The 24534-nt window shown below is 69.0% G+C and carries 21 protein-coding genes and 1 tRNA gene; 10 read left to right on the top strand and 12 right to left on the bottom strand.

Annotated features, from left to right (window positions below; all coding sequences use genetic code 11):
• Positions 1 to 3: 3 nt before the first annotated feature.
• The 4 genes from mfd to ACY48E_RS10740 all read right to left on the bottom strand — a co-directional run bounded on the left by mfd (position 4) and on the right by ACY48E_RS10740 (position 5663).
• Positions 4 to 3699 (bottom strand): transcription-repair coupling factor, encoded by a 3696-nt coding sequence (gene mfd / locus ACY48E_RS10725; protein WP_462872153.1) that lies wholly within the window; start codon positions 3697 to 3699, stop codon positions 4 to 6.
• A gap of 136 nt (positions 3700 to 3835) precedes the next feature.
• Entirely contained in the window at positions 3836 to 4480 is a 645-nt protein-coding gene (locus ACY48E_RS10730; RefSeq protein ID WP_462872154.1) for a TetR family transcriptional regulator, read from the bottom strand.
• Positions 4481 to 4639: 159 nt separating this feature from the next.
• Positions 4640 to 5233, bottom strand: coding sequence for a TetR/AcrR family transcriptional regulator (locus ACY48E_RS10735; RefSeq protein ID WP_462872266.1), 594 nt, complete (start codon positions 5231 to 5233; stop codon positions 4640 to 4642).
• 214 nt (positions 5234 to 5447) lie between these two features.
• Positions 5448 to 5663, bottom strand: a complete 216-nt coding sequence (locus ACY48E_RS10740) for a hypothetical protein (RefSeq protein ID WP_462872155.1) — start codon at positions 5661 to 5663, stop codon at positions 5448 to 5450.
• A 216-nt stretch (positions 5664 to 5879) separates the two neighbouring features.
• Between ACY48E_RS10740 and ACY48E_RS10745 the strand changes: the two genes are divergently transcribed.
• The 5 genes from ACY48E_RS10745 (at position 5880) to ACY48E_RS10765 (ending at position 10451) form a co-directional block, all read left to right on the top strand.
• Positions 5880 to 5951 (top strand) — tRNA-Gln (locus ACY48E_RS10745).
• A gap of 75 nt (positions 5952 to 6026) precedes the next feature.
• Complete coding sequence (gene glmU / locus ACY48E_RS10750; protein WP_462872156.1) at positions 6027 to 7514, top strand: bifunctional UDP-N-acetylglucosamine diphosphorylase/glucosamine-1-phosphate N-acetyltransferase GlmU; 1488 nt, start codon at positions 6027 to 6029, stop codon at positions 7512 to 7514.
• Position 7515: 1 nt separating this feature from the next.
• A complete protein-coding gene (locus tag ACY48E_RS10755) occupies positions 7516 to 8499 on the top strand; it encodes a ribose-phosphate diphosphokinase (protein ID WP_462872157.1) in 984 nt (327 codons plus the stop codon).
• A 40-nt stretch (positions 8500 to 8539) separates the two neighbouring features.
• The gene (locus ACY48E_RS10760; protein WP_462872158.1) at positions 8540 to 9433 is read left to right on the top strand and encodes an oxidoreductase; all 894 of its coding nucleotides are present in this window, start codon (positions 8540 to 8542) and stop codon (positions 9431 to 9433) included.
• A gap of 112 nt (positions 9434 to 9545) precedes the next feature.
• Positions 9546 to 10451, top strand: a complete 906-nt coding sequence (locus ACY48E_RS10765) for an oxygenase MpaB family protein (protein WP_462872159.1) — start codon at positions 9546 to 9548, stop codon at positions 10449 to 10451.
• Positions 10452 to 10478: 27 nt separating this feature from the next.
• Here ACY48E_RS10765 and ACY48E_RS10770 read toward each other — a convergent pair whose 3' ends face one another.
• The 5 genes from ACY48E_RS10770 to egtA form a co-directional block, all read right to left on the bottom strand.
• On the bottom strand, positions 10479 to 11063 hold the full coding sequence (locus tag ACY48E_RS10770) for a TetR/AcrR family transcriptional regulator (RefSeq protein ID WP_462872267.1): 585 nt from the start codon (positions 11061 to 11063) through the stop codon (positions 10479 to 10481).
• Positions 11064 to 11149: 86 nt separating this feature from the next.
• Complete coding sequence (gene egtD, locus ACY48E_RS10775) at positions 11150 to 12121, bottom strand: L-histidine N(alpha)-methyltransferase (protein ID WP_462872160.1); 972 nt, start codon at positions 12119 to 12121, stop codon at positions 11150 to 11152.
• 52 nt (positions 12122 to 12173) lie between these two features.
• Positions 12174 to 12917, bottom strand: coding sequence for an ergothioneine biosynthesis protein EgtC (gene egtC / locus ACY48E_RS10780; protein WP_462872161.1), 744 nt, complete (start codon positions 12915 to 12917; stop codon positions 12174 to 12176).
• Positions 12910 to 14220 carry an ergothioneine biosynthesis protein EgtB gene (gene egtB, locus ACY48E_RS10785; RefSeq protein ID WP_462872268.1) on the bottom strand — a complete coding sequence of 437 codons (1311 nt, stop codon included), beginning with the start codon at positions 14218 to 14220 and terminating at the stop codon, positions 12910 to 12912. Before egtB ends, egtC begins: the two co-directional genes overlap by 8 nt.
• A gap of 98 nt (positions 14221 to 14318) precedes the next feature.
• Positions 14319 to 15554: an ergothioneine biosynthesis glutamate--cysteine ligase EgtA gene (gene egtA / locus ACY48E_RS10790; protein WP_462872269.1), complete on the bottom strand. Its 1236-nt coding sequence runs from the start codon at positions 15552 to 15554 to the stop codon at positions 14319 to 14321.
• 39 nt (positions 15555 to 15593) lie between these two features.
• On the opposite strand from egtA, the gene ACY48E_RS10795 reads away from it, so the two are divergent.
• From ACY48E_RS10795 to ACY48E_RS10815, 5 genes are all read left to right on the top strand, one after another.
• On the top strand, positions 15594 to 16787 hold the full coding sequence (locus ACY48E_RS10795; protein ID WP_462872162.1) for an aminotransferase class V-fold PLP-dependent enzyme: 1194 nt from the start codon (positions 15594 to 15596) through the stop codon (positions 16785 to 16787).
• A 201-nt stretch (positions 16788 to 16988) separates the two neighbouring features.
• Complete coding sequence (locus ACY48E_RS10800; protein WP_462872163.1) at positions 16989 to 17627, top strand: 50S ribosomal protein L25/general stress protein Ctc; 639 nt, start codon at positions 16989 to 16991, stop codon at positions 17625 to 17627.
• Between the two features lie 9 nt (positions 17628 to 17636).
• Positions 17637 to 18209: an aminoacyl-tRNA hydrolase gene (gene pth / locus ACY48E_RS10805; RefSeq protein ID WP_462872270.1), complete on the top strand. Its 573-nt coding sequence runs from the start codon at positions 17637 to 17639 to the stop codon at positions 18207 to 18209.
• A 78-nt stretch (positions 18210 to 18287) separates the two neighbouring features.
• Positions 18288 to 19871, top strand: a complete 1584-nt coding sequence (locus ACY48E_RS10810; RefSeq protein WP_462872164.1) for a peptide chain release factor 3 — start codon at positions 18288 to 18290, stop codon at positions 19869 to 19871.
• A 162-nt stretch (positions 19872 to 20033) separates the two neighbouring features.
• Complete coding sequence (locus ACY48E_RS10815; protein WP_462872165.1) at positions 20034 to 20501, top strand: hypothetical protein; 468 nt, start codon at positions 20034 to 20036, stop codon at positions 20499 to 20501.
• 296 nt (positions 20502 to 20797) lie between these two features.
• Here ACY48E_RS10815 and ACY48E_RS10820 read toward each other — a convergent pair whose 3' ends face one another.
• From ACY48E_RS10820 to ACY48E_RS10830, 3 genes are read right to left on the bottom strand one after another with little or no spacing between them, the layout of a single operon-like run.
• Positions 20798 to 21502, bottom strand: coding sequence for a DUF4166 domain-containing protein (locus ACY48E_RS10820; RefSeq protein WP_462872166.1), 705 nt, complete (start codon positions 21500 to 21502; stop codon positions 20798 to 20800).
• Positions 21499 to 23274, bottom strand: coding sequence for an ABC-F family ATP-binding cassette domain-containing protein (locus tag ACY48E_RS10825; protein ID WP_462872168.1), 1776 nt, complete (start codon positions 23272 to 23274; stop codon positions 21499 to 21501). Before ACY48E_RS10825 ends, ACY48E_RS10820 begins: the two co-directional genes overlap by 4 nt.
• Positions 23274 to 24212, bottom strand: a complete 939-nt coding sequence (locus tag ACY48E_RS10830) for a 4-(cytidine 5'-diphospho)-2-C-methyl-D-erythritol kinase (RefSeq protein WP_462872169.1) — start codon at positions 24210 to 24212, stop codon at positions 23274 to 23276. Before ACY48E_RS10830 ends, ACY48E_RS10825 begins: the two co-directional genes overlap by 1 nt.
• Positions 24213 to 24534 lie beyond the last annotated feature (322 nt).

Consider the following 24534-nt stretch of genomic DNA (forward strand, 5'->3'; position numbering starts at 1 on the left):
CTGTCACGAGCGGGAATCGACCGGCAGCGGCGCGGTCACCGACACCGAGCCGACGGGTTTGCCGTCCAGTGCGAGCAGGACGTCGGCCGCGAACTGCACCAGTTCGATGTCGCGCAGCCGCGGCGCCCCCACACCGCCGCCGTCGACGCGCGGCACCGGAATCTGCACGGTGCCCGTGGTGGCCCGGTACTGCGCGCTGGGGTAGAGGCGCTTGAGCCGAATCTGCTTGGAGTCGGGCAGTTCCATGGGCGCGATCTTGAGCATCGTGCCTGCCACCGCCACATCGGTGAGGCGGTACTGGCGGGCGAGGTTGCGCAGCACCGCCACCGCCACGAGGCGGCCCACCTCCGGCGGGACGGGCCCGTACCGGTCGAGGAGCTCGTCGATCAGCGCTCGGATCTCGGCGTCGTCGCCGGCTGCGGCCAGCTTGCGGTACGCCTCGAGGCGCAGGCGATCGCTGGTGACGTACTCGGGTGGGATGTGGGCGTCGACGGGTAGGTCGATGCGCACCTCGGGCGGTGCGTCGTCGGTGGTGACGGGTTTGCCGTCGGCAACGGCGCGGTAGGCCTCCACCGCCTCGCCGACCAGGCGAACGTACAGATCGAAACCCACACCGGCGACGTGTCCGGACTGTTCGGCGCCGAGAACGTTTCCGGCACCGCGGATTTCGAGATCCTTCATCGCAACGGCCATGCCGGCACCGAGGTCGGAGTTCTGCGAGATGGTCGCCAGGCGGTCGTACGCGGTCTCGGTGAGCGGCTTCTCGGGCGGGTAGAGGAAGTAGGCGTAGCCGCGATCGCGGGAGCGGCCCACACGCCCGCGCAACTGGTGCAACTGCGACAGGCCCAGTGCATCGGCCCGCTCGACGATGAGGGTGTTGGCGTTGGAGATGTCGAGTCCGGTCTCGATGATGGTGGTGCACACCAGGATGTCGTACTCGCGCTGCCAGAAGCCCTGCACGGTCTGCTCGAGCGTCTCCTCGTTCATCTGCCCGTGTGCGACCACCACGCGCGCCTCGGGAACCAGCTCGCGAATGCGGGCCGCCGCCCGGTCGATCGACGACACCCGGTTGTGCACGTAGAACACCTGCCCGTCGCGCAGCAGTTCACGACGAATCGCCGCCGCCACCTGCTCGTCCTGGTAGCCACCCACGTAGGTCAGCACCGGGTGACGCTCCTCGGGCGGGGTCAGGATGGTCGACATCTCGCGAATGCCGGCCATCGACATCTCGAGTGTGCGGGGAATGGGTGTGGCGGACATGGTGAGCACGTCCACGTGGGTGCGCAGAGCCTTGATGTGCTCCTTGTGCTCGACACCGAAACGCTGTTCCTCGTCGACCACCACGAGGCCGAGGTCCTTCCAGCGAACCCCCGTCTGCAGCAGCCGGTGCGTACCGACCACGATATCGACGGTGCCATCGGCCAAGCCCTCCAACGTCTTCCGCGACGCGGTGGCATCGGTGAAGCGCGACAGACCCGCGATGGTGATGGGAAAGTTGGCCATCCGCTCGGTGAAGGTCTGCAGGTGCTGCTGGGCCAGCAGCGTGGTGGGCACCAGGACCGCCACCTGCTTGCCGTCCTGCACCGCCTTGAACGCCGCGCGCACCGCAACCTCGGTCTTGCCGTAGCCCACGTCGCCGATGACGACGCGGTCCATCGGGACCGGCTTCTCCATATCGGCCTTGACCTCGTCGATCACGGTCATCTGATCGACCGTCTCGGTGAACGCGAACGCGTCCTCCATCTCCTTCTGCCACGGGGTGTCCGGGCCGTACGCGTGCCCGGGTGCCGCCTGACGCGCTGCGTAGAGCTGAACCAGCTCACCCGCGATCTCACGAACGGCCTTGCGCGCCTTGCGCTTGGTGTTGGCCCAATCGGATCCGCCCAGCTTGCTCAAGCTCGGCATCTCCCCGCCGACGTAGCGGGAGAGTTGGTCGAGGGCCTCCATCGGGACGAACAGCCGGTCACCAGGATGGCCGCGCTTGCTCGGGGCGTACTCCACCACCAGGTACTCCCGACGCGCGCCGCCGACGGTGCGCTCGACCATCTCCACGAAGCGGCCGATGCCGTGCTGGTCGTGCACCACCATGTCGCCGGCGGTCAGGGCGAGCGGGTCCACCTGGTTGCGCCGCTTGGCCGGCAGGCGCCGTCCGTCCCCCGCGGCGGCGACGCGGTTGCCGGTGAGGTCGGACTCGGTGATGACCACCAGCCGCGAGTCCCGCAACACCAACCCGTCGTGCAGCGACCCGCACAGCACCCCCACCGCCCCGTCGGCCGGACCTGCACCGGGTTCGAGAAGCGTTGCGGCAACGTCGTTCTCGCGCAACCGCTCGACGGTGCGCTGCGCCGTGCCCGACCCGGCCACCACGATCACCGCGCGGCCGCCGTCACCGATATGTGCCCGCAGCATGGCCATCAGGGCGGTCAGCGCCTCGGCGGACCCGCGCACCTCCGGTGCCGGATCGATGGCCAGCACCGCCTCCTCGTCCGATCCCGACGCGAGCGGCGAGATGGTCCACCAGGGCCGACCGGCGGCCTCGACGCTCTCGCGCACCTGCCGCAGCGACCGGTACGCCGACGCGCTCAGATCCAGCCCCGAACCGGACAGCTCGTCGTCGAGTCCGGACGTGTCCAGCGCCGCGGCATCCAGCGGAGCCTGTGCGCCGATCGACGCCGCCGTCCAGGACGCCTCGAGGAACTCCCGACCGGTCCGGACCAGGTCCGTGGCACGCGTACGTACCTTCTCGGGGTCGCAGATCAGCACGTGCGCGCCCGCCGGCAACACGTCGGTGAGCAGCTCGAGACCACCGGCCCGCAGCACCGGCAGCAGCGCCTCCATGCCGTCGACGGGTATGCCCTGCGACATCTTCTCCAGCATCTCCACCAGCGCCCGATCGCCCTGGTTGTCCCGCGCGAGGGCAGCGGCGCGGGCGCGCACCTGCTCGTCGAGGATCAACTCGCGGCACGGCGGCGCGATGACGCGCTCGACCTCCACCTCGGGCAGCGACCGCTGATCGGCGACGGAGAACGCCCGCAGCTCGGTGACCTCGTCGCCCCAGAACTCCACGCGCACAGGGTGATCGGCTGTGGGTGAGAACAGATCGAGAATGCCGCCCCGCACAGCGAACTCGCCGCGCTTGCCCACCATGTCCACCCGCGCGTAGGCGAGTTCGACCAGCCGGGCCTGCAGGTGCTCGAAGTCGACGGTGCTGCCCACCTCGAGTCCGATGGGCTCGATGTTCCCCAGCCCACGGGCCATGGGTTGGAGCACCGAGCGCACCGTGGTGACGATGATGCGCAGCGGCTCGCCGTAGTCGGCGTCGTCGGGGCGGGCCAGTCTGCGGAGCACCTCGAGCCTGCGCCCGACGGTGTCCGCCCCTGGTGAGAGCCGCTCATGGGGCAGGGTCTCCCACGAGGGGAACTGCGCGACGGCGCCGCCGTACGCCTCTGACAGCTCTGCGGTGAGGTCGTCGGCCTCCCGGCCGGTGGCGGTGACCAGCAGCACCGGCGCCGACTGCGAGAGCGCCGCGGCGACCATTCCACGCGCGGACGTGGGGGCGACGAGGGTGACCGAGGTCCGGCCGACGCGATCGGTGATCGCTTCGAGAGATCGATCGGCCAGGACGGCCTCGAACAACCCCGACAATGCACTTCCGGGGTGTGCGGAGGAAAGATTCGGTGCGTGCGAAGGCGCGGGCAACTGAGCTCTCCTGATGCCGGACTGGAAGACCCCCGACCCGATTTGGGCCTGCGGCGTACCGATCCGAGTGTAGAGAGCCCTACCGGTCGACGTTCACCGGGAGGGCGGGACCGTCACCGGTCGGGAACCGCACAGGTCAGGATCCGTAGCGCAGTACGCGTCGTGCGGCGAACTCACGGAAGTAGTCGAGCTTCTGCGCGGGCACCAACGACGGCAGGAGGAAGAACCACATGCGCTCGGTGCGGATTGCCAATTCGTCGGTGGAATCGGTGGCGACGGCCACCATGTGCGCACCGATGATCATTTCCAGGAACAGCGTTCCCACCGTTGCCGGATCGGCATCGGAATTGACATCGCCCTCGCTGATGGCGCGCTGCGCGAGATCGAGATAACTCGAGCCCCACGAGTCGACAACGTTCCCGTCGGTCCCACGATAATCGCCGATCTGATGCTTGAGGCGGAACATCGCAGCGACCATCGGATCGCCGACGGCGAGGTCGACGGTGGCGTAGGAGATCCCGATCGTTGCCTCGAGCGCCGGGATGCGCCCGTCGTCGATGGAGGTCCAGGCTGCGGCGAGGCGCGTCGAGCCCTCGTCGATCACGGCGCGGGCCAGTTCTTCCTTGGACCCGAAGTGAAAGTACAGCGCGCCTTTGGTGACCTGGGACTGGGAGATGATCTCGCTCAGGCTCGCGTTGGCGTATCCCAACCGGAGGAACACGTGGGCGGCGCCCGCAAGAACCGTGTCGCGCGTAATTTCCGCGCGTGCCTGTCTCACCATACGATCCGCCTCACGTCCAATGGACTGCCATTCCGCAATTGCTGTGCGAACGGTACCACCGGTCCGGACCAGAAGGCAGTCGACACCGTGGTAGTCGGTCCGGCGCGCCGCAACCGCACGTCCAGCCCCACCACTACCGCAGGACCAGCGCCGCGGCGCTCATTCAGCGCCGAGCTGCGGATCGGCCTCCAGGTTGGTCAGCCCGTTCCAGCACAGGTTGACGATGTGCGCGCACACCACCTCCTTGGCCGGCTCGCGCACGTCGAGCCACCACTGGGCGGTCATCGACACCATTCCCACCAGCGCCTGGGCGTACAGGGGCGCGTTTGCGGGGTCGAAGTTTCGACGCTCGAAATCCCCGGCCAAGATGTGTCCGACCTGCACCACCGCATCGTTGAGCAGCGACGAGTAGCTGCCGTCGGCGGCGGCGACGGGCGAGTCACGCACCAGGATGCGGAACCCGTCCGAGCGATCCTCGACGTAGGTCAGCAGCGCCAGGGCCACGCTCTCGACGCGCACGCGCGAGCGGTTCTCGGTCAGCGAGGCGGTGACCATGCCGAGCAGCGTCGACATCTCCCGGTCCACCACCACCGCGTAGAGCCCCTCCTTGCCGCCGAAGTGCTCGTACACCACCGGCTTGGACACCTGCGCGCGCTGGGCGATCTCCTCAACCGAGGTGGCCTCGAAACCCCGTTCGGCGAACAGCGCGCGCGCCACCGCGATCAGCTGTTCGCGGCGTTGGGTGCCGGTCATGCGAACACGCGGGGCCTTCTCAGCACCGTCCGGGGACACAGCCGTGCCACCCGCGGACCCGCCGGAGTCCCCGAACTCACGATCGATACTCATGCGGACCACCCTGTCAGAGATCGCCGACCTCTACACGTGGCGTAGTGGGAGGCAGCGCCGAGCCGCGGATCAGGCGCGCGCTACGGATCGGCGTCAGTACTCACAGGCACGGCCCCCAGCGCTACCTCTGTCGAACATGTTGCACCTTCCGAGAGATCAGGAGAGCAACCACGGCGGCAAGCAGGAACGACCCCACCCAGACGAGGGCTCTGGCTGCAGCGTCACCGTCTGCCGTGGAATAGATCAGCACGGCCCCCACGATGCCCGCGAAGATCAGGGAAACCGATGCATAGCGCAGACGCGCAGGAAGTTCGATCCGCTTTCCGGTCACAGGCACCCCGGCTCGTTCATCGACCGAGACCCTCCCGGTCGTTCCTTTACCTAACACCGAAACATTCCGTCCAGGGCGGAAAACGCACGGGTCGGTTTCGGCCGCAACCCAGCGGTTTCGGGCGCCATCAGGCACCCCGCCACGTCGCGGTTCGACTCACCGCGACCCTCCATGCGAGGATCGACCCGCTCAGCGGGTGTCTGTGCACCCGATGCGGCACTTTCCGCCGTGGTGTAATCGGCAGCACCTCTGATTTTGGTTCAGATAGTTCAGGTTCGAGTCCTGGCGGCGGAGCCGGTCCCGGCCGTCTCGACCGGGACGCTCGGTCGAGAAGACACGGCCGTACCGCACACCTGTCGGAGGAGATGCATGCCGCACCGGATCGCTGTGGTCGTACTCGCCGCGGGGGCGGGTACGAGAATGCGATCGAAGACCCCGAAGGTGCTGCACACGCTCGCCGGCCGCACGATGCTCGGGCACGCGCTGCACGCCGCCGCCGGCCTCGATCCCGAGCACCTCGTCGCCGTCGTCGGCCACGATCGTGACGCCGTCACGGCAGCGGTGTCCACCCACGCGGACCAGCTGGGTCGCGACATCTCGGTGGCGGTCCAGGACGAGCAGAACGGCACCGGCCACGCCGTTCAGTGCGGCCTGACCGCCCTGCCCGAGACCTTCGACGGCACCGTGGTGGTCACCGCGGCCGATGTGCCGCTGCTGGACACCGCCACCCTCCACGCCCTCGTCGCCGAGCACGCGGCGCGCCCGGACGACACTGCCATGACCGTGCTCTCGTTCACCGCCGACGATCCCTTCGGATACGGGCGCATCGTGCGGGACGACACCGGCGCTGTGGTCGAGATCGTCGAACAGGCCGACGCCGACGCGGGCGTGCAGGCGATCACCGAGGTCAACTCCGGCGTCTACGCGTTCGACGCCGCAGCTCTGCGCGAAGCCCTGACGCACCTGAGCACCGACAACGAGCAGCACGAGCTCTACCTCACCGACGTGCTGAGGATCGCCCGCGAGCGGGGCCGCGCGGTGTACTCGACCCGCCTGGCCGATCCGGCCCTGGTGCAGGGTGTCAACGATCGGGTGCAGCTCGCGCGTGCGCGTCGGCTGTTCAACGAGCGCATCGTCGATGCCCACCAGCGCGCCGGGGTCACCGTGATCGACCCCGCCACCACGTGGATCGACGTGCAGGTGAGGATCGATCAGGACGTGGTGATCGAGCCCGGCACGCAGCTGCGCGGGAACACCTCCGTCGGCGAGGACGCCGTGATCGGCCCGGACACCACCCTCACCGACGTCACCGTCGGGGCGCGCGCGAGCGTGGTGCGCACACACGGATCCGAGGCCGTGATCGGCGACGACGCCACCGTGGGACCCTTCGCGTTCCTACGACCGGGGGCCGTGCTCGGCGAATCCGGCAAGATCGGCACGTTCGTCGAAGTCAAGAACACCACCATCGGAGCTCACACCAAGGTGCCGCACCTGACCTACGTGGGCGACGCGACGATCGGCGAGCACTCGAACATCGGCGCATCGAGCGTGTTCGTGAACTACGACGGGGTCGACAAGCACCACACCGTCGTCGGATCGCACGTCCGCACCGGATCGGACACCACCTTCATCGCGCCGGTGCACGTCGGGGACGGGGCCTATACCGGCGCCGGGACGGTGCTCCGCCATGATGTACCACCGGGAGCCCTGGCGATATCGAGCGGTGACCAGCGAATCATCGACGGATGGGTCGAGAGGAAGCGCCCGGGAACTCAGGCAGCGCATGCTGCCGAGCGCGCCCGGAACAGCAGCAGTAGTGCACACGAGCAGGATCGAACGAAGGACGGCGAGCAATAACGTGACCACAGCCAACTGGATCGACAACCAGAAGAACCTGATGCTGTTCTCCGGTCGCGCCCACCCCGAGCTCGCCGCGCAGGTGGCCAAGGAACTGGGCGTCGACGTCACCCCGCAGACCGCCCGCGACTTCGCCAACGGTGAGATCTTCGTGCGCTTCGAGGAGTCGGTGCGCGGCTCGGACGCCTTCGTGTTGCAGAGCCACCCGTTCCCGCTCAACCAGTGGTTGATGGAGCAGCTGATCATGATCGATGCGCTCAAGCGCGGATCGGCCAAGCGGATCACCGCGATCCTGCCCTTCTACCCGTACGCCCGTCAGGACAAGAAGCACCGCGGGCGCGAGCCCATCTCCGCGCGTCTGGTGGCGGATCTGCTCAAGACCGCGGGCGCCGACCGGATCATCACCGTCGACCTGCACACCGACCAGATTCAGGGCTTCTTCGACGGACCGGTCGATCACATGCACGCCCACAGCCAGCTCGCCGAGCACATTCGCGCCAACTACAGCCTCGAACACATCACCGTGGTCTCCCCCGACTCCGGGCGTGTGCGGGTGGCCGAGAAGTGGGCCGACTCCTTCGACGGCGCACCGCTGGCGTTCATCCACAAGACCCGCGATCCACTGGTGCCCAACCAGGTCAAGTCCAACCGTGTGGTCGGTGAGGTGGAGGGCCGCACCTGCATCCTCATCGACGACATGATCGACACCGGCGGCACCATCGCCGGTGCGGTGAAGGTGCTCAAGGAGGCCGGTGCGGGCGACGTGGTGATCGCCGCCACCCACGGCGTGCTGTCGAACCCGGCGGCCGAGCGGTTGGCCTCCTGTGGCGCCAAGGAAGTGGTGGTCACCAACACGCTGCCCATCACGGCGGACAAGCAGTTCGACACCCTCACCGAACTCTCCATCGCACCGCTTCTGGCCCGCACCATCCGCGAGGTGTTCGAGAACGGTTCGGTGACAAGCCTGTTCAACGGTTCCGCCTAGCGGCCGGTGGGCGCGTCGCCCGCTCTGTACCGTGGTTCGCATGACCAAGTGGACAGAAGCAGACATCCCTGACCAGAGCGGGCGCACGTTCGTGATCACCGGCTCCAACAGTGGGCTGGGCCTGGTGGCTGCTCGCGAGTTCGCCCGCGCCGGCGCGACGGTGATCATGGCCGTGCGCACGGTCGCCAAGGGCGAGGAGGCCGCGCGGACCATCACGGGCAACACCGAGGTTCGCCGCCTCGACCTGGCGGACCTGGCGTCGGTGCGCGAGTTCGCATCGTCGGTGACCGAACCCGTCGACGTGCTCATCAACAACGCCGGCATCATGATGCCGCCGGCCGGGGCAACGGTCGACGGCTTCGAGACGCAGATGGGCACCAACCACTTCGGGCACTTCGCGCTGACCAACCTGCTGCTACCGCGGATCACCGATCGGGTGGTCACGATGTCGTCGATGGTCCATCACAACGGTGCCATCAACTTCGACGACCTCGACTGGACGCACCGCAGGTACGACCGCATCGGCGCCTACGCGCAGTCCAAGCTCGCGAACCTGCTGTTCACCCGTGAACTGCAGAACCGACTGACCGCGGTCGGGTCCTCGGTGCGCTCGGTCGCCGCCCACCCGGGTTACGCGGCCACCAACCTGCAGTCGCACTGGGGCAACCCGATCATGGACGCGGCGATGTCGGTGGGCAACGTGCTGTTCGCCCAGAGCGCCCTGGCCGGCACTCGCCCGGCGATGTACGCCGCGGTCGCCGACATCGCCGGGGACACCTACATCGGACCCGACGGATTCAGGGAACTGCGCGGACATCCCAAGCAGGTCGGACGGTCCAAGCGGGCGAACAACCCGGCCGATGCCACCCGGCTGTGGGAGGTCTCCGAGGAGCGCACGGGCGTGAAGTTCCCGCTGGCACCGGCATCCCAGTAGCGCGGCGGCGGGGGGCGGTGGACAGCCAACTTAACGATCGCTAAGCTCGGTGGCGGCGGTCACACTCGCAGTGGGCCGTCCCCGCACTGCCGAGACGATCCGGAGTGAGCAGATGCTTCAGCGTTACGCCATTCGCCGTACCACCGACGCCCTCGATCCGGCGACCGATTACGAGGAGATCTACCGGTTGCTGGTCAGCCGCGAGTTCCCCTGGGATATCAACCAGGCGCTGAGCTTCGCGCTGTTCCGTACGTACGCGGTACCCACCATCGGTGGATTGCTCGATCGCACCGGGGAGTTCACCGATCGTGTGCAGAAGCGCTACGACGACACCGGGCTGATCCTCGACGCCATCATCGAGCACGGCATCACCAGCCCCCAGGGGCGCACCGCAGTACGACGGATGAACCAGATGCACGGCGCGTACGAGATCAGCAACGCCGACATGCTCTACGTGCTCTCGACATTCGTCGTGGTGCCGGTGCGCTGGATCGATCGGTTCGGTTGGCGAGCCCTCACTCGCAACGAGGTCGCGGCGGTCACCGCGTACTACCGCAGCCTCGGTCGGCACATGAACATCAAGGGCATGCCGTACACGTTCGAGGGCTTCGCCGCCCACCTCGATGCGTACGAGGCCGAGCACTTCGCGTTCGACGCCGGGTCACGTCGCGTCGCCGACGCGACGCTCGCGCTGATGGCCACGTTCCCCCCGAACGACCGGGTGCCCGCGAAGGTCATCGAGCGGTTCTCCAAGTCGCTGATGGATGATCACCTGCTCGCGGCGTTCGAGTACCGACCGACCACCCGGGTCGAGCAGGTGCTGTCGGTGGCGGCTCTGAAGGCACGCAAACGCGTCGTGCGGTGGCTGCCGGTTCGCAGGGAACCGCTCTTCACCCGGCAACTGCCGAACATTCGCAGCTACCCCGACGGATACGACCTCGCGCAGCTCGGGACATTCCCCCGCACCTGCCCGGTACAGCACGGCAGCGTTCAGGTCGACCACGCCTCGGCGTCCTGACTCCGCTGATCGGGGCGCCGACACCGATCACGCGTCCGGTCGGCTCGATCCGACGGCAGTGAGGGCGATGTCGATGTACTTGTGCGCCACCTCGGTCGGCGTGAGCGGACCGTCGTCGTGGAACCAGCGCGGAATCGCCTGGCACATGCCCATCAACGCACGCGCGGTCTCGGCAGGGTCGCTCACCCGGAACACACCGGCGGCCACCCCGTCGGTGATGATCTCCGTGACCAGATCCGAAATGCCCTTGCGTACAACGCGATAGCGCAGGCGGTTCTCCGGGCTGAGGTAGCGCACCTCCCCCTCGAGGGCGGCCAGGCGTGCACGTGTGGTCATCCGAAGGACGATCGCCTCGATCACGTTGGCGAGTTGCTGCCGCGGGTCGGGGCGCCCGTCGTCGTTGGCCGCGTGGGCACGCGCGAGCACGTCGCTGGTGGAGTACTCGAGCAGCGCCAGCAGGATCGCTTCCTTGTTCTGATGGTGGTAGTACAGCGCCGGCACCGTCACGCCCACCCTGGCTGCGATATCGCGCACCGATGTTCCGTGGAAACCGTGTTCGTGGAATGCATCTCGTGCAGCCGAGAGAATCGGGGTGAGTTGCGGAGGCTCCATCCGACGCCACGCGACGACGGGTGACCGAGATTGCACGGCACCTCCTCGCCCTGGCACGGCTTTCGAGAACGGATGCTACTCGGCCGTCACATCCGACGGGCCAGGAGCAGGGCGAACCGGGAGTCGGCGTCGGTCCACCACCGGGCCAGTTCGAACCCTGCGGTGGCCAGTTCGGCGGTGATGCCCTCCCGGCGGAACTTCGCCGAGATCTCCGTGCGCATCTGCTCACCGCCGGCGAAGTGCACGTCCATGTCCAGCCCCGCGACGTGCACGGTGTGGTCGGTCAGCGACCTCAGGCGCATCTCGATCCATTCGGCCTCGCTGTCCCACACGGCCACGTGCTCGAACAGGTCCGGATCGAACGTGGCGTCGAGTTTGGTGTTGAGCACCGCGAGGACGTTGCGGTTGAACTCGGCCGTCACGCCCGCCGCGTCGTCGTAGGCGGGGATCAGAACGGCAGGGTCGATCACCAGACCCACACCCATCAGCAGGTGCTCACCGCTCGCGAGTGCCTCGGCGATGTCGGCGAGGAACGCCCGTCTCTCGGCGGGCACGAGGTTGCCGAGGGTGCCGCCGAGGAAGGCGATGGTGCGCCGGCCCCCGCGCGGGAGTGTGCGAAGGGTGACGGTGAAGTCACTGACCACCCCGTGCACGTCGAGTCCGGGATACCGGCGAACCAGTTCCGCGACCGCGCCCTCGAGAGCCGACGGCGAGACGTCCTGGGGAACGTAGCGGCGCAGCGAACCCTCGGCGCGACCGGCGTCGAGCAGCAGGCGTGTCTTGTCCGAGGACCCCGACCCCAGTTCCACGAGTACCTCGGTGCGCGTGATCGCCGCGATCTCCGCAGCATGCTCGGCGAGGAGTGCACGCTCGGTACGAGTGGGGTAGTACTCGGGCAACTCGGTGATGCGCTCGAACAGCTCACTGCCACGCGCGTCGTAGAACCACTTGGGCGGCAACCACTTCGGGTCTGCGGACAGGCCCGCGCGGGCGTCTGCGCGCAGGGCCGCGAGCAGGTCGGCCTCGGTGATGTGGATGTCCAACGACGGCGCTGTCATGGTTCTCCTTCTTCGGTGTGCGGCGGGGAGGGACGGTCACGGTGCGTGGACGTCAGAGCGGACGAATGTCGAGGCGATCGAGTGTGGCGGTGACGACGCTGCGATCCGGCACCGGCGTCCACCCCTCGCGCGCGTCCACCGGCTCGGAGGCGATCATGGTCACGGTCCCGTCGCGCAGCACCGACAGGGAGTGGTCGAGCGCCGTGGCGTACAGGGCCCGGCCGTCGCTGAGGAGGAAGTTCAGGCGGGATCCGGGTGCGGCGGCGTCGACGTCGCGCGCGAGCGTCGCCAGGACGGCGCCCGGGTCGTGATCGGGATCTGCGGTGCGCAGCCGGTGCGCGAGCAGCACCCACACCGCCGCCGAGTCGGTGGGTGCGGGCAGGGTGAGCAGGTCGGCAGCCGGGACCTCGGCGACGAGGTCGACCATCGATCCCGGCCACCCGCGCACCACACCGTTGTGACTGAACGCGCGAGGTCCGTCGACGAACGGCGCGCACGCCGACCGCTCCACGGGCATGCCCTCGGTGGCCGAGCGCACCGCGGCCACCACCGCGGTGGCCTCGATGTGAGTCAGGGTGTCGGTGACGGCGGGATCGCTCCAGATCGGCATGGCGTTGCGATAGGCGACGGCGCGCCCGCCCGTCCACCACGCGGCGCCGAAACCGTCGGCGTTGACGGTGCCACCGCCGCGCATGTCCGTCGGTGCCCACGCCTGTCGCACGAGCGAGTTGGACCCGTGACGCAGGATCTCGCCCACGCCGAGAGCCGGTCCGAGATATCCCAGGTGTCTACACACCGTGCGCGCCGTCTGCCTCGGGAACATCACGCGCGCACCGGAACCCGGCGAAGATCTGGCGGCGGATCGGGTGGTCCCAGTTGCGGAAGGTCGCGCGCACCGCCACCGGATCGCTGCCGAACGAGCCGCCGCGCAGCACCTTGTAGTCGCCACCGAAGAACACCTGCGAGTACTCCGCGTAGGGGAAGACCTCGAACCCGGGATACGGCTCGAAATCCGAGGAGGTCCACTCCCATACGTCGCCGATCATCCCGCTCACCCCCAGCGCCGACTCCCCCGCCGGGTAGGCGCCCACCGGCGCCGGTTCGAGGTGACGCTGGCCCAGGTTGGCGTGGGCCTCGCTCGCATCGAGCTCACCCCACGGGTTGCGACGGCTGGTGCCGGTGGTCGGGTCGTGACGGGCGGCCTTCTCCCACTCGGCCTCGGTGGGCAGCCGCCGCCCGGCCCAGCGAGCGTAGGCGTCGGCCTCGAACCAGCTCACGTGCACCACTGGCCGCCGCGGGTCCACCGGGACGGTCCGACCGAACACTCGCCGAAGCCACCCGTCATCGCCGGCGTCCTCCCAGAACTGGGGGGCGCGCAACCCGGCCTCGGTGCGATGCGCCCAGCCACGCTCGGTCCACAGCTCGGGCCGGGAGTATCCACCGTCGGCCATGAACTCGAGGTACTGGCCGCAGGTCACCGGGTGGGTGTCGATGGCGAACCCGGGCACGGTCACCGTGTGTGCGGGACGCTCGTTGTCCAGCGCCCACGGGTCGGTGGAGGTGCCCATCTCGAACTGCCCACCGGGCACGATCACCTCGCCGGCGCCGGCCGGAGTCGGTGCGTCGGGGGTGGGCGGTGCGACGAGAACCGCAGGGCCGGTGCGCAACTGGTGGGTGGCGAGCATCGTCTCGTCGTGCTGTTGCTCGTGCTGGGCCACCATGGCGAAGGCGAAGCCGTCCCGCTCGAGCCGGCGCCCGTCGAGCGCGCTGGCGTCGAGCACCTCCCACACCGTCTCGCGCACCACGCGCACGTAGTGGCGCGCCTCGCCGGGGTCGAGCAGCGGCAGCGCCGGCCGTGAGGCGCGGGGGTGTCGGAAGGCGTCGTAGAGATCGTCGATGTCGGCGCGGACGGCGTCGCGGCCACCGACGTCACGCACCAGCCACAGCTCCTCCTGGTTGCCGATGTGCGCGAGATCCCACACCAGCGGGCTCATCAGCGGCGAGTGCTGGGCCACCAGGTCGGCCTCGTCCAGGCACTCGGTGAGGGCGAGGGTGCGGGCGCGGGCGCGGGTCAGTACCTCCCGCAGCGCCGCGCGCAGATGCTCGGTGGCGGGCGGGGTGGCGGGCGGGGTGGCGGGCGGGGTGGCGGGCGGGGTGGCGGGCGGGGTGGTGGGCTGTGTAGTGGACACGGTGTCGGTCACCGGGGGTTCCCCTTCGTCGCAGGTGTCGAGATGCTGTCGGCGCAGTGCCGGGCGAGGGCGCCCACGGCGTCGCGTGCTCGTGCGTCGGGCATTGCAGCGGCTGCCACGTCGAGAACCCGGGCCGCGGCACGCGCCATGTCGGGCTCGGCCAGGCCGTCCCGCGCCGCGTCGATCCAGCGCCCCTGCGTCCCGGCGACGGCGGCGCAGGCGGCGTCGATGCTCTCGTGATCGGACACCAGCGCCGCGATCACGTGCACCGGCACCTCCCACTCGTCGCCCGGCCGACCGTCGAGGTAGCGCACCTCGAGATGCCCGCCCGGACGCACCATCGGGAACAGGGTGCTCAGGTGGTGATCGAGGTCGGCCGTCGTCGGACGCCGGTTCAGCACCTCGTCGAGGCTGCCGTCCAGCCAGTCCGCGAAGCTCGCATCGGTCTGCGTCGGGCGCAGGGTGGCACCGTGGCGCACGCACAGCATCGGCACCGACAGCGCCCACCGTGCGTACACGCTGCGCACGTCGCCGGACTCGGTCGGCACCAGCGTCCGCGCCGGGTCCAGGGCCAGCCATGCCCGCATTCGCTGGCTCACCCAGCCGTCGTCACAGCCGTACAGGTGCGGCGTACCTGCGAACGCCGCGACGAGCGCGGGTCCCACCGCGTGCAGCACGTGCCATCGTCGCTGCACGTCGTCGGCGTCGGCCCCGGCATCCACGCTGACCTGCGTGGCCGCGGTGTTGCACATCATCGCCGACCCGAAGGGACCGATGCGTGCGAACCGCGCCTCCATCGCCCTGTAGCGCGGCAGGTCCAGCAGGCGTTGCGGGGCGCGGTGGGCGTCGGCGCCGTCGGAGCGAATGGACACGCCCGCGGCGGCGAGCAGATCGGCCAGGACGGTGCGGTCGGCACGTAGCGCGTCGCACGTGGCGGTGGGGGAATCGAAGGGGGCGCTCGACAGTTCGACCTGGCCACCGGGTTCGACGGTGACGATGCTCCCACGCGGCAGGGGTATCGCCGGGGAGTCGGGATCGATGGAGCGGGGTGAGTGCGGGCCCAGCGCGGCGGCCAGGGCGGACAGAGGCGGGCGCGAGCCGTCCTCGGTGGCGGCCAACCACTCGATCTCGGCGCCCACCAGCCGCGGCGGGCCCAGCTTGAAGCACACCCGCTCGATGTAGGCCTCGGCGGCCGGCCGGGAGCTCAGAGCATCCGCGGGCGTGGTCACCGTTCCGACAGTAATCGCGTGCACCGTCCACGATCCAGTGGCAGGCTCGCCCTGGTGATCGAACCGAGTGCACACCGCGCAGACACACCGGGTTGCCGCGAGCGGGTCTTCCTCGACAGCGCCGGCTCGTCGCTCCCCCCGCAGGCCGTGCTGGACCGGGTGGTCTCGCATCTGCAGCGCGAGAGCCGGATCGGCGGGTACGTCGCCGCCGACGAGTGCGTGGACGAGCTGGCCGCCGTGCGCAGCGACGTCGCCCGGCTGATCGGTGCCGAGGCGGGCTCGATCGCGTTCTCCGACAGCGCGAGCCGATCGTGGAACGACTTCTTCCTGGCCATCCCGCTCGCGCCCGGCGATCGCATTCTGATCTCGCGGCTCGAGTACGCGACCAACGCGCTCACCGTTCTGTCCCGGGCACGTGCGTGCGGTGCCACCGTGGAGGTGATGCCCAGCGATGCCCACGGCCGCATCGACACCGCGGCCCTGGCCGAGATGGTCGACGAGCGGGTGGCCGTGGTGTCGGTGGTGCACTCCCCCACCAACTCCGGGCTGCTCAACCCGGTTCGCGAGGTGGTCGAGATCGCGCACGCCGTCGGCGCCCTGGTGCTGCTCGACGCGTGCCAGTCGGTGGGCCAGGTGGCCGTCGACGTCACCTCCCTCGGTGTCGACGGGCTGTCGGTGACGGGCCGCAAATGGCTGCGCGGACCACGGGGCACGGGGTTTCTCTACGTGTCGCCGAGTGCGCTCGAGCGCCTGGTTCCTGCTGCTCTCGACCTTCACAGCGCCAGCTGGACCGCGGTCGAGGAGTTCGAGTTCGCCTCCGATGCAACACGATTCGAACTGTTCGAGTGCTCGGTGGCCAGCCGACTGGGCCTGGGCGTCGCGGCGCGGTATCTGCTCGATCTCGGTGTCGACGAGGTCGAGCGCACGGTGCGCGAGCGGGCCCGCACCCTGCGCGGGCTGCTCGCCGACATCGACGGCGTGCACGTGCGCGACGGTCTCGATCCGCACGCGCACGATCTCGGCGGCATCGTCACCTTCACCGTCGACGGGCTCGATTCGGTTGCAGTCGCCGCCACCCTCGCCGAGCACGAGGTGATCGTGCGCCCGAACTTCGCGGCCGCGACGTTGCTGGACATGACCGCACGCGGGCTGGGTTCGGTGGTGCGCGCCTCACCGCACTACTTCGTCGACGACGACGACCTCGCCCGCGCCGCCGAGGCCGTTCGGGTGCTCGCGCGCAACAGGTAGCGATCGGGAGGCAGGTGCCGATTGTGAGGTCGGACCAGCCGTCGGGTAACGTGGCCCCAGTTGTCTCGGCGAGGGTGAAGCACTCGTTTCACCGTGATCGACGCAGGCACGGCCGGTCGGCCGTCCTCGCTCGTGTCCACGCCGAGCGAGATGCACCGCCACCGATCCACCCACATGCCCCGTTCAGGAGTTCTCACCGTCATGGCCAACAAGATCACCGCCACCGTCCGCACCGAGTTCGGCAAGGGTGCTGCGCGTCGCGCCCGTCGTGACGGCAAAGTTCCCGCCGTGCTGTACGGGCACAGCACCGATCCCAAGCACCTGGCGCTTCCGGCCCGCGAGTTCGCGGCCGTGCTGCGTGCCGACGGCACCAACGCCGTCCTCGAGCTCGATGTCGACGGTGAGCAGCACCTGGCACTGACCAAGTCGGTCGTGGTGCACCCGATCCGCAGCTACATCGAGCACGCGGACCTGCTCGTGGTCCGTCGCGGCGAGAAGGTCACCGTCGAGGTCACCGTCAGCGTCAGCGGTGACGCAGCGCCCGGCACGCTGGTGACCCAGGAAGCCAACGCCATCGAGATCGAGGCCGACGCGCTGAAGATCCCGGACGGCTTCGAGGTCTCGGTGGAGGGCGCCGAGGCCGGCACCCAGTTCACCGCAGGCGACATCGTCCTGCCCGAGGGCTCGACGCTGGTCACCGACGCCGACACCCTCGTGGTCAACGTCATCGAGGCGCCCACCGAGGAGGACCTCGAGGGTGACTCCGCCGACGACGCTCCGGCCGACGAGGCCGCCGCCTCCGACGGCGACGCCGACGCCGATGCCGACGCCGAGAGCTGACGGGCAGCGCTGAACACCGCACTGGTGGTCGGGCTGGGTAACCCCGGCCCGAAGTACGAACGCACACGTCACAACGTGGGGTTCATGGTGGTCGAGGCGCTCGCCCGTCGGGTGGGCGGCTCGTTCTCCGTGCACAAGCGCAGCAACTCCGACGTCCTGCAGGCGCGCCTCGGGGCGCGGTCGGTGGTGATCGGCAAGCCGCGCACGTACATGAACGAATCGGGCGGGCCCGTGGCCGGGCTCGCTCGGTTCTTCTCCGTGGACCCCGCCGACATCGTGGTGGTGCACGACGAGCTCGACGTCGACCTCGGCCAGGTGCGCCTGAAGTTCGGTGGCGGCGAGGGCGGCCACAACGGCCTGCGTTCGACGTCGAAGTCGCTGTCCACCCGTGACTATCTGCGGGTGCGAGTGGGCATCGGTCGACCGCCGGGGCGGATGGATCCCGCGGCCTACGTACTCGAGCCGTTCGCCACCCGCGAGCGCGAGGAGTTGGCCGTGGTGATCGAGGAGGCCGCCGACGCCGTCGAGCTGCTCCTCGAGAACGGGCTCGAAGTTGCCCAGAATCGCGTACATCGACCCTGACATCGGGGCCGCGGACAGGTGTGCGTCGACGAGTATTCTGCACTGACCGCCCCATCACAGAGTCCGAGAAAGGTTCGCGTGAGCACCACATCCCTCGTGACCGAGGTTGCGCGGCGTCGCACGTTCGCGGTGATCTCCCACCCGGATGCCGGAAAGTCCACGCTCACCGAGGCTCTGGCTCTGCACGCGCGGATGATCTCCGAGGCCGGTGCCATCCACGGCAAGGCCGGGCGCCGGTCGACGGTGTCGGACTGGATGGAGATGGAGAAGGCCCGCGGGATCTCCGTCAGCTCCACCGCCCTGCAGTTCGAGTACGCCGACCACACCATCAACCTGGTGGACACGCCGGGTCACGCCGATTTCTCCGAGGACACCTACCGTGTGCTCACCGCCGTCGATGCCGCGGTGATGCTGATCGACGCGGCGAAGGGCCTCGAGCCGCAGACTCTCAAGCTCTTCCAGGTGTGCCGTCACCGCGGCATCCCCGTCATCACGGTGATCAACAAGTGGGACCGGCCGGGTCGCTCCCCGCTCGAGCTTCTCGACGAGATCGACCAGCGAATCGGCCTGACCCCGACCCCGTTGTTCTGGCCCGTCGGGATCGCGGGCGACTTCCGCGGCCTGCTCGACGTCGGGAGTGGCACCTACGTGCGGTTCACCCGGACGGCGGGTGGTGCGACGATCGCCCCCGAAGAACACATGGACGCCGAGGCGGCTCTCGCCCGCGAGGGTCAGGAGTGGACCACCGCCGTCGAGGAGAGCGAGTTGCTCGTCGAGAGTGGACAGGCGCACGACGAGGATCTGTTCCTCGCCGGGCAGACCTCGCCGGTGATCTTCGGCTCCGCGATGCTCAACTTCGGCGTGCACCAGATTCTCGATGCGTTGATCTCGTTCGCTCCGCCGCCGGGACCGCGTCCGGACGTCGCCGGTGGGCTGCGCTCGGTCACCGATCCGTTCAGCGCCGTGGTGTTCAAGGTCCAGGCCGGGATGGACACCGCGCACCGCGATCGGCTGGCGTTCATGCGCGTGGTGTCCGGGGTGTTCGAGCGTGGAATGGTGGTCACGCACGCTCAGACGGGCAAGCCGTTCACCACCAAGTACGCGCAGACGGTGTTCGGGCGCGAACGTTCGACGGTCGACAACGCGTACCCGGGCGACGTGGTGGGCCTGGTCAACGCCACCGCCCTGGCCCCGGGGCACACCCTCTACGCCGACCGGAAGGTCGAGTTCCCGCCCATCCCGTCGTTCGCGCCCGAGCACTTCTCGGTGCTGCGCGCCGAGAGCGCGAGCAAGTACAAGCAGTTCCGCCGTGCGGTCGACCAGATGGACTCCGAGGGCGTGGTGCAGATCCTGCGCAACGACATTCGCGGGGACGCCGCCCCCGTCCTCGCAGCGGTGGGGCCGATGCAGTTCGAGGTGGTCGCGGCCCGTATGCAGGCCGAGTTCGGTGTCGAGGCCCGGATGGAGCCGCTGGGCTACTCCATTGCCCGCCGAACGGACGACGCGTCCGCCCCGGAGCTGGCTCGGCAGCGCGGGGTGGAGGTGTTCACCCGTTCCGACGGGGTGCTGCTGGCATTGGTCAGTGACAAATGGCGGCTGCAGTACATCGAGAAGGAGCTCCCCGACCTGCTCCTCGAGCCGCTGGTCGCCGCAGCGGACTGAGAAACCACGAATGGGACGCCGCGAAGGGCGTACCATTGTTGTGACCATTCTTACTTTTCTAATTTTCTTTCCGGAATCTAGGTTGCAAGGCCAGAGCGTGGTACTGTTTGGGCGACACAAGCAAACTTTGGGTACGTTTATGAAGCCGGAGGAAGTCCTGACATGAGTAACGGGCCAGGTGTGCCACTGACGGGCATCAAGGTCGGCAAGACGCCGGCTCACAGGTCCACCAAGTCTTCTTCCGCCGTCCCCCAGCAAAGTGAGGCCGACATGACATCCAGCGAACAGATCTCCGAGCACGCTCTTCCCGGCAGCACCCCCGCCGCCGGCAACGGCTCCGCTGCCAACGGCAGCGGCAGCGGCTCGTACAGTGGCGGACGCCACCCGAGCCCCGACCGTCGCACCGCGATGGGCATCGCGTCCATCCGCATCGCCGGTCGACTGACCCAGAACGAGATCAGCAGCCGCGAGGGTCGTCCGATCGACTCCTCCACCGGCCCGGACGAGCTGCTCCAGCTCCTCGGTGAGTACCTCACCTCCGGTGGCCTGCAGAACCCGGAGCTCCACGTGCGCTCCAACGGCACCACCGTGGTTCTCGACCTGCAGAACCCGGGCAAGGGCTTCCGCTGATCGACCCACTCGTGGGCTGACGCCCGCGGGATCGATCGACACAACGTCAGACAGAACGAAGACCCGGATCTCGTGAGAGGTCCGGGTCTTCGTCGACCCTTCTCTCGATCTACGTCGGGGGACAACCGAAGAGGGAGGGCCATGTCGGGTGTGGGGTGCTCGCGGAACTCCACACCGGGTGACGTAGAACATTCGCTCCGGTGGGCGGGGCGGATGGGTGACTGTCGAATGTTTCTTGTGGCCCGACGTCGTCTTGTGGACGGTGGTCTTCTGGAGAAACCGGGGTGACGTGGGCGTCAGCGCTCGCGCGATTCGGTGCGGGCCGGTCCGATTCCCGCAGGTAGGTCGGCCGGTGGGCACTCCCGCTGCTGCGCGGTGAACCACCCGCGGTACTGGAACAGTGTTCCGATGATCGGGCTGCGCACCTCGATCTCTATGCGGTGGCGTTGCGCCGACTCGTCCCACCACTCACGGCCGTGGGTGAGGGCCGAGACCAACGACGGCGGCGTGATGGAGCCGACGCCGGCCAGGAACCGCGGCGTGCCGCTCTCGAGAACCAACTCGCCGTCCGGCCCCGCGGTGCAGTCGGTGGAGACCACCATGTCCGGGCCCTTACCGATGTAGTCCAGCGCGCCGGAGGCACCGAGAACCATCACCGAGTCGAGGGCGATCTCGCGTCCGGGGAATTGGAAGCGCCGCACGAAGGCCAGCGATTCGCGCCCGAGATCGTCCACGTACGCATAGTTGGCGATGGTGAACGGCACCTGCGTTCCGGCGAGCGGCGGGAACATGCGTCGCCTACCCCCGAACCACAACACCGGTGGGGGCAGCAGCGGCGAGTGCGACATGACCTCCATGACGCCCGAGCCGTGCTGACTGACGTGATCGGCCGAGCCGAACCCGAACCGCCACTGCTTCTGCGGGTGCAGATCGGCGAACCGCTCACCCATCACCGAGCGCACCACCGACGTCCCAGAGCCCGACATCCCGGAGCCCGTCACTGCCCCAGCTCCTCGGCCAGTTCGAGCCACCGCTCCTCGGTCGATTCCTTCTCGGCGATCACGTTGTTCAATTCGGAACCGAGGGCGATCAGGGCGTCCGGGGCGGCGGTGGGATCGGCCATGCTCTCGTGGAGTTGCTTTTCCTTCTCGTCCAGCTTCAGCAGGGCACGCTCGAGTTTCTGCAGCTCCTTGCGGGCAGCGCGCTCCTGCGCGCCACTGCGCGCCGGGGCCGACGCAGCGGGTGTGGCCGGGGACCCGGCTCCCGCCGCAACCAGGCGCGCACGCCGGCGCAGGTAGTCCTCGATGCCTCCGGGCAGGTTGGTCAGGGCGCCGTCACCGAACAGTGCCCACGTGGAGTCGCAGACCCGCTCGATGAGGTACCGGTCGTGGCTGATCACCACCATGGTTCCCGCCCACCCGTCGAGGAGATCCTCGAGCTGCTGGAGAGTGTCGATGTCGAGGTCGTTGGTGGGCTCGTCGAGCAGCAGCACGTTGGGCTCGGACATCAGCACGCGGGTCAGTTGCAGGCGACGCCGCTCACCACCGGAGAGATCACCCACCGGGGTTCGTTGGCGGGCCGGGGTGAACCCCAACCTCTCGGCCAGTTGACCAGCGGATATCTCCTTGTCCCCCAACTGGATTCGCTCGGCGACGTCCTTGACGGCGTCGAGCACACGCATGTCGGTGGGTAGGTCGTCGAGTTCCTGCCGCAACCATCCGATGCGCACGGTGGTGCCCTGGATGCGACGTCCGGCCGCGGGCTCGAGCTCGCCGGCGAGTGTGCGCAGCAGCGTGGTCTTGCCCGATCCGTTCACCCCGACCAGACCGACGCGCTCCCCCGGCGCCAGGCGCCACGTGAGGTCGTCGACGAGGGTGCGCCCGTCCGGGGTCTGGAGCCGCGCGTCCTCGAGTTCGATGACCAGCTTGCCCAGCCGTGTCTGCGCGAACCGCGCGAGCGCCACCGAGTCGCGAGGTGCCGGTACGTCGGCGATGAGCGCCTCGGCGGCCTCGATGCGGTAGCGCGGCTTGGATGTGCGCGCGGGCGGGCCGCGGCGAAGCCACGCCAGTTCCTTGCGGGCGAGGTTGCGACGGCGGTCCTCGGCGGCGTCGGCCTGCCGGGCGCGTTCGGCGCGCGCAAAGATCCAGTCGCCGTAACCGCCCTCGTACGATTCGACGTTGCCACCCACCACTTCCCACGTGCGGGTGGCGACGGTGTCGAGGAACCAGCGATCGTGGGTGACCACCACCAGCGCCGAGCGACGTGCGAGCAGGTGCTCGGCCAACCACTGCACACCTTCGACATCGAGGTGGTTGGTGGGCTCGTCGAGCACCAGCAGATCGAGGTCCTGCACCAGGGCGGCCGCCAACGCGGTGCGTCGACGCTCGCCGCCGGAGAGGTCGGCAACCTTGGCGTCGAGACCCAAACCGGTGATGCCGATGCCATCGAGCACACCGCGTATCCGCGCATCGCCCGCCCACTCGTGTTCGGCCACACCCAGCGGCGCCAGCACCACGTCGCCGACAGTGGCGCCGTCGGGGAGCACTCCGCGCTGGGTCACGACGGCCATCCGCAGTCCACCGACTCTGCTCACGCGTCCCGAATCGGGGTCCTCGACACCGGCCAGCACCTCGAGCATCGTGGTCTTGCCGCCGCCGTTGAGGCCCACCACGCCGATGCGTTCGCCCTCGTCGACACCCAGGGAGACGTTGTCCAACAACGGCTTCACGCCGAACGACTTCGAGACCTGCTCGAGATTGATCAGGTTCGCCATCAGCTGTGCCCACCCCGATTGGCAGGGTCGAGCACGTGGGCGCCCGGCACGGGTCCCGACGCCACCCGGACGGTGCGGCACACCCCGGCCCCGGCGAGTTCGGCGCCGACCTGCACGGCGCTGTCGGCGTCGGCGCACAGGAACGCGCACGTGGGGCCGGATCCGGAGACGATGCCCGCCAGCGCACCGGCATCGACCCCGGCACGCAGGGTCCGACGTAGCTGCGGTGCCAGTGACACGGCGGCGACCTGCAGATCGTTGCCCAGCAGGGGTGCCACGCGGTGGGCGTCGCCGGATGCCAAGGCACGCAGCAGCTCGTCCGACGACCCCAGTCGGGGCGGGTCACCCTTGGCGCGCAGGGCGTCGAGTTCCGCGAACACCGTGGGCGTGCTCAGCCCACCCTTGGCGAGCGCGAGCACCCAGTGGAAGCTGTTGCGGGAGAGAACGGGAAGCAGCTTCTCGCCGCGCCCGGTACCCAGGGCGGTACCCCCGGTGAGCGAGAACGGAACGTCGCTGCCCAGACGCGCCGCGAATTCCAGCAGCACCTCGCGCGGGAGGTCGAGCTCCCACAGCGAGTCGACGGCGATCAGCGCGGCCGCGGCGTCGGCGCTACCGCCGGCCATGCCCCCGGCCACCGGGATGCCCTTGTCGATCGTGATCGCGACGGCCGCGTCCCGGCCGACGTGCTCGGCCACCATCGCCACCGCCCGCCACGCCAGATTCGAGGAGTCGGTGGGAACGGATCGGTGGTCGTCACCGATGACGGTGAGGCTCATCTGCGCAGCCGCGACCACGGACACGTCGTCGCTCAGCGACAGGGCCTGGAACACCGTCTCGAGCTCGTGGAACCCGTCGTCGCGCAGGTCACCCACCGACAGGTGCAGGTTGATCTTCGAGGGAGCCCGCACCACCACGGGTGTGGGAACGACACTGAGCACGGTGATAAACCCTAGTCGAGGGGATGGGCCCCACCTGCCGCACGCTCAGCCATCTGATCGGTAATCACGGTCGAAATGCGCGCCGAAGCCCACTTCGTCCAACCCTGTCGCCGTGATCAGCGGGCGGGGGACCGCGATCAGCGGGCAGGGGGACCAACCAGGCGCACGAAGGCCGCGACGTCCAGCGTCTCCCTCGCACCGGTATGGGACCGGGGTCAGCACCCTTGGCTGATGCCCCACCAGAATGCGCCGACCGCCGCACCTGCAGCTATGCCGGCCGGTCCTCCCAACGCTGCACCCCACAGAGCGGAGTGAGCAATAC

It is taken from the genome of Rhodococcus sp. AZ1 (assembly GCF_054979605.1).

Bases quoted from the DNA above. Each gene is read 5' to 3' on its own strand.
- ACY48E_RS10730 (WP_462872154.1), bottom strand. From the start codon at position 4,480: ATGGTGAGACAGGCACGCGCGGAAATTACGCGCGACACGGTTCTTGCG.
- ACY48E_RS10735 (WP_462872266.1), bottom strand. From the start codon at position 5,233: ATGACCGGCACCCAACGCCGCGAACAGCTGATCGCGGTGGCGCGCGCG.
- glmU (WP_462872156.1), top strand. From the start codon at position 6,027: ATGCCGCACCGGATCGCTGTGGTCGTACTCGCCGCGGGGGCGGGTACG.
- ACY48E_RS10760 (WP_462872158.1), top strand. From the start codon at position 8,540: ATGACCAAGTGGACAGAAGCAGACATCCCTGACCAGAGCGGGCGCACG.
- ACY48E_RS10765 (WP_462872159.1), top strand. From the start codon at position 9,546: ATGCTTCAGCGTTACGCCATTCGCCGTACCACCGACGCCCTCGATCCG.
- ACY48E_RS10770 (WP_462872267.1), bottom strand. From the start codon at position 11,063: ATGGAGCCTCCGCAACTCACCCCGATTCTCTCGGCTGCACGAGATGCA.
- egtD (WP_462872160.1), bottom strand. From the start codon at position 12,121: ATGACAGCGCCGTCGTTGGACATCCACATCACCGAGGCCGACCTGCTC.
- ACY48E_RS10800 (WP_462872163.1), top strand. From the start codon at position 16,989: ATGGCCAACAAGATCACCGCCACCGTCCGCACCGAGTTCGGCAAGGGT.
- ACY48E_RS10815 (WP_462872165.1), top strand. From the start codon at position 20,034: ATGAGTAACGGGCCAGGTGTGCCACTGACGGGCATCAAGGTCGGCAAG.
- ACY48E_RS10825 (WP_462872168.1), bottom strand. From the start codon at position 23,274: ATGGCGAACCTGATCAATCTCGAGCAGGTCTCGAAGTCGTTCGGCGTG.